Origin of the sequence: Dietzia sp. CW19 (assembly GCF_014145265.1) — a bacterium.
In the GTDB taxonomy this organism is placed as follows: domain Bacteria; phylum Actinomycetota; class Actinomycetes; order Mycobacteriales; family Mycobacteriaceae; genus Dietzia; species Dietzia natronolimnaea.
Genome location: NZ_JAALEE010000172.1, coordinates 1 through 4,076, shown reverse-complemented (window position 1 = coordinate 4,076; position 4,076 = coordinate 1). Strand labels below are relative to the sequence as shown.

Sequence of the window (4,076 nt, the reverse complement as noted above, 5' to 3'; positions counted from 1 at the left end):
GTCGGCCGTGATGACCGCGCCCGATCCAGGCGCCGCCGCCACCGCACTCCTCGGACGATGGGACCTGGCGCGGACACGATCCCGGGCGTGAGGGCCGGGCGAGAGGCTCGGGCGACGGGCCCGTCACCGGCGGTCCCGCCCCCGCCCACGATCCGTCAGTCCCCCCAGGGGTGGCAGACGCCGAACCCGCCGTAGCCGGTACCGATCGTCGGATGCGTGGACAGGGTCAGCTCGTCCCGGTGGTCGTTGACCAGGTAGACGTAGTGGATCCCGGGCCGCGTCGGTCCCTCGTCGGTGGGCCTGGGCCGGAAACCGTGCGGCTCGACGGCGTTCAGGACCTCCTCCAGAGACCGGTCCCACCCGGCGGGGTCCAGGGCATCGGGGTGACGCATCTCGCGGGCGTAGAACTTGCCGATCCCGGCGTCCCCGACACCGGCCGCGTCGCTCCGACTGGGACAGGCGACCTCCTGCGCCGCGCGCGCCTCCCTCCATCCGTCCGCACCGATCCTGCCCTCGAGGACCCGTCGGATCTCCGCCTGTCCCGCCTCGAGTGCCGCGCGTGAGCCGGGGACATCGATCGTGGTGTCGAGCGGAACGTTCGCCGCGCCGATCGGGCCGGTGCTCGTCGGAGGGGACGGCACAGGGGTCGGTGCGGCCCCGCCCGCGCAGGCCGTCGCGGCGAGGAGGACCGGGGGAGCCAGAACCGGGTAGAGGGATCGAAACCGCGCCGCCGCACCCATGGTGCCCGTACCGTCGGGCGCATGCAGGACAGGACCCCGGACCAGATCACCATGGTCGAATTCCCCAGTACGTCGATGCCCGCGACCGCCGAGTTCCTGGCGACCGTGTGCGGCTGGTCGCCCACCGTGTACGGGACGTCGTACACCGACCTCACCGGCGGCGGGATCGAGGTGGGGATCCAGGGCGACGACGACGAGCAGTCACCGGCACCGCTGATGGTGATCCTGGTTGCCGACCTGGCCGAGGCGCGCGGACGGGTCGAGGCCGCGGGTGGCGTGGTGACCCTCGAGCCCTTCTCCTTCCCGGGCGGCCGACGGTTCCACTTCCGGGAGCCCGGCGGGAACGAGATGGCCATGTGGGTGCCCGAGTAGCCCCCGACCGGGCTGCCGCCTCACGCGCTCGGCTCGAACCCCTCCGGCAACGCGAGCCGCGTGAGTTTGGCCGGGTTGGAGTGGAAGTAGACCCGCGTGACGCGGCCGTCGACCACACCCAGCTGGGCCACCCGGACGACCCCACGGGAGACCACAGCCAGCGCGAACTCCCCGTTCACCTCGACCGGAGCGATCATGCCGTCGGACAGCTCCGCCGCCTTGATGAGGAAGTACGCACACTTGCGGGCCCCCACGATGTCCCTGCGGGCGGCGTTGACCTTCCCGTCGCTGTCCGAGACCACCCGGGCGTCCGCGGTGAGCACCTCGATCGTCTGCTGGAGGTCACCGGCCAGGACGGCCTCGACAAGCCGAGAGATCACCGCATCCGGTGCACGCTCCGGCGGACGCAGGTCGGTGTCCAATCTGCGCCTCGCCCGGCTCACCCACTGACGGACCGTGGGCACGGCCGCGTCCAGTGCGCCGGCGATCTCGGCGTAGGGCAGGGAGTAGGCCTCGCGCAAAACGAAGGCCGCGCGCTCCTCGGGGCCGAGCTGCTCGTAGGCCAGCAGGACGGCGATCCGCAGGTCGTCGCGCTGCTCGGCCAGCTCCGAGGGCAACAGGGCGGTGTCGACGGGTTCGGGGAGCCACGCCCCCACGTAGTCCTCCCGCCTGCGTCGCCGCAGCCGGTCCAGGCACAGGCGCGTGGTGACCGTGGTGAGCCACGCCTCGGGGTTGTCGGGCGCCGATCCCGCCTCGAGACCGACCAGGCGGGCCAGGGCCTCGTCGGCGGCGTCCTCCGCGTCGGCCCACGTCCCGGTGATGCGGTACCCGACCCCGAGGAGCCGCCCCCGGACCCGGTCCACCGCGGCCCGGTCGAGTCCGGCGAGCGCACCGGCCGTCGTCACCTCGGGCGAACGGGATCGATGTCCTCCCGGCGCACGCCCGTGAGCGAGCCCGGATCCTTCCGGGTGGCCACTGCGATCCGGTTCCATGCGTTGATGGTGACGACCTCCATCAGCAGCTGTCCAGTGCCCGCCTCGCCCCGGTGTCGGACCACGTCGTCCCAGAGCTCGTCCGAGACCGAGTCCTCGCCGCGGATGTGGGTGACCGCGTCGGCGAACCGCAGGACCGTGAGGTCCCCCTCGGACAGCTCACCGGCGTGGGCGGGCCAGTCCTCGGCGGCCACGATCCGGGCGTCGTCCCAGCCGTCTTTACGGGCGTCGCGCCGGTGCATGGCGGTGCAGAAGCGGCACTCGTTCACCGCCGAGACGCGGAGCCTGATGAGGTGACTGTCGGAGCGGGAGACCCGGGCCCGGGTGTAGGCCTCGAGCGCCAGCATGGGCGCCATCGCGCCCGCGCTGACCTGTTTGCGCTGTCCGTGGTCGTTCTGATGTGTACTCATACCCCTTCGACGCACCAGCGTCACCGGATGTGACACGCTGCCGGAAATGACAGCGGATGGGTGCGATCACCTATGGCGGTCGGAGGCGTCCCCTCATAGCCTGGACACATGACCGATCCCGATGATCTGTTGCTCTCGGACTCCGAGCGTCTGCACGCCCTCACCGCGCTGGGCGACCACTATGCCGCGGGGCGCCTCGACGACCCGGAGTTCCACTCCCGTTCGGGCGACATCGCAGCGGCCCGCACCCTGGGCCAGCTGCGCGGGTCGTTCAGCGATCTCCCGGGCGGAATGCCCCTGACCAGCGTCGACGGCATGATCGTCCAGTCGGCCACGGCGGCGGGTGGCGAGCTGGTGCGCACCTCGTCGTCGGCGCCGGCGGCATCGGACCCGGATCGCGAGCTCCAGGATCTCCGCAAACGGGGCAAGACGGTGGAGACGCTCGACGGGTTGGTCCTGGGGGCGACGCTCGTGGCGTTCCTCGTACTCCAGTTCGTGGTGGGCTGGGATTACGCGTGGATCGTCTGGCCGTCGCTGGTCCTGACCCTGGGGGTTCCGCGCGCCATCCTGCAGTTCACCGACTCGGACGAGGAGCTCTACGAGGAGCTCAAGGAGTCCGACGACGAGGCGCGCAAGGAACGCCTCCGCGCGGCCACCGAGCGGATCCGCGAGCTGGGCGACGGGCGCGAGACGCGGGACTGACCCCTTCGACCGGGTCCCGCCGTCCACGGTTCTACCCGGCGGGGTTGCCCGGACCGTGCCCGGTCCCCGGCCCGTGCCCGGTCCCCGGCCCGTGCGCGGTCCCCGGCCCGCCGTCGCCCTCTCTCCTCCCGAGGGCCGCCACCGCGGGGAACACTCCCAGACCGAGTCCGACCGCCACGATCGTCGCCCCCACGCCCAGCGATGCCAGTACGGGGACCCTGCGTTGGGCGAGGGCGGAGTCACAGGCCTCCTGCGCCTCCGAACTCGGCTGGGGGCGCTCGCCCCGGAGGAGGTCCGCCCAGCTCAACGAGGTGAGGGCGCTGTCCTTGTCCCGGGCCTCGCGGTAGTCGGGGCTGAAGTAGGTGCCGCAGTCCACCCGTTGGATCCACCCGCCCGTGGCCACCCCGATGCTGCCCAGCAGGATCCCCCCGAGCACGACGAGCAGGCCGAGCACGGAGACGAGCGCACCGATCACGCGAGGGGTCACCGCGTCATCGTCACATCCGCGGCCCGCTGCCGCATCCGCGCCTCGGTCGGCCGACGGGCCGCGAGGCGGGTCAGGTCTCCTCGAGCGCGACGCCCTTGCGTTCCGGAAGGGTGAAGGCGGCCAGCGCCGCCACGACGAAGGCCGCCGCGAACACCCCAAAGACCACCGCTGTACCGCCGGCGCCCAGCATCACCGGGACGAGCAGCGGCGCGATGATCGAAGCGATCCGCCCGAACGCCGCCGCCGCGCCGGTGCCGGACCCGCGGGTGGTGGTGGGGTACAGCTCGGGGCCGATCGCATACAACGCGCCCCACGCGCCGAGATTGAAGAACGACAGCGCCATGCCCGCGGCGATGATCGTCGCCGGCGAGCC

7 protein-coding genes are annotated in these 4,076 nt (G+C 72.3%); 2 read left to right on the top strand and 5 right to left on the bottom strand.

Annotated elements, in window-relative coordinates:
• Nucleotides 1–155: 155 nt before the first annotated feature.
• Nucleotides 156–641 carry a hypothetical protein gene (locus tag G6021_RS06075; RefSeq protein ID WP_182640856.1) on the bottom strand — a complete coding sequence of 162 codons (486 nt, stop codon included), beginning with the start codon at nucleotides 639–641 and terminating at the stop codon, nucleotides 156–158.
• A gap of 120 nt (nucleotides 642–761) precedes the next feature.
• On the opposite strand from G6021_RS06075, the gene G6021_RS06070 reads away from it, so the two are divergent.
• Complete coding sequence (locus tag G6021_RS06070; protein WP_095718762.1) at nucleotides 762–1,112, top strand: VOC family protein; 351 nt, start codon at nucleotides 762–764, stop codon at nucleotides 1,110–1,112.
• A 20-nt stretch (nucleotides 1,113–1,132) separates the two neighbouring features.
• Here G6021_RS06070 and G6021_RS06065 read toward each other — a convergent pair whose 3' ends face one another.
• Both G6021_RS06065 and G6021_RS06060 read right to left on the bottom strand, forming a co-directional pair.
• Nucleotides 1,133–2,017 (bottom strand): sigma-70 family RNA polymerase sigma factor, encoded by an 885-nt coding sequence (locus tag G6021_RS06065; RefSeq protein WP_095718761.1) that lies wholly within the window; start codon nucleotides 2,015–2,017, stop codon nucleotides 1,133–1,135.
• Nucleotides 2,014–2,514, bottom strand: a complete 501-nt coding sequence (locus tag G6021_RS06060) for a carboxymuconolactone decarboxylase family protein (protein ID WP_241736439.1) — start codon at nucleotides 2,512–2,514, stop codon at nucleotides 2,014–2,016. Before G6021_RS06060 ends, G6021_RS06065 begins: the two co-directional genes overlap by 4 nt.
• 108 nt (nucleotides 2,515–2,622) lie before the next feature.
• Between G6021_RS06060 and G6021_RS06055 the strand changes: the two genes are divergently transcribed.
• Complete coding sequence (locus G6021_RS06055) at nucleotides 2,623–3,216, top strand: DUF1707 domain-containing protein (RefSeq protein WP_182640855.1); 594 nt, start codon at nucleotides 2,623–2,625, stop codon at nucleotides 3,214–3,216.
• A 31-nt stretch (nucleotides 3,217–3,247) separates the two neighbouring features.
• Here G6021_RS06055 and G6021_RS06050 read toward each other — a convergent pair whose 3' ends face one another.
• Nucleotides 3,248–3,703: a hypothetical protein gene (locus G6021_RS06050; RefSeq protein ID WP_182640854.1), complete on the bottom strand. Its 456-nt coding sequence runs from the start codon at nucleotides 3,701–3,703 to the stop codon at nucleotides 3,248–3,250.
• Nucleotides 3,704–3,773: 70 nt separating this feature from the next.
• The coding region (locus G6021_RS06045) for an MFS transporter (RefSeq protein WP_182640853.1) at nucleotides 3,774–4,076 on the bottom strand (303 nt) is incomplete at its 5' end.

Excerpts from the sequence above, each read along its gene's own strand:
- G6021_RS06070 (WP_095718762.1), top strand. The coding sequence starts at position 762 with ATGCAGGACAGGACCCCGGACCAGATCACCATGGTCGAATTCCCCAGT.
- G6021_RS06060 (WP_241736439.1), bottom strand. The coding sequence starts at position 2,514 with ATGAGTACACATCAGAACGACCACGGACAGCGCAAACAGGTCAGCGCG.
- G6021_RS06055 (WP_182640855.1), top strand. The coding sequence starts at position 2,623 with ATGACCGATCCCGATGATCTGTTGCTCTCGGACTCCGAGCGTCTGCAC.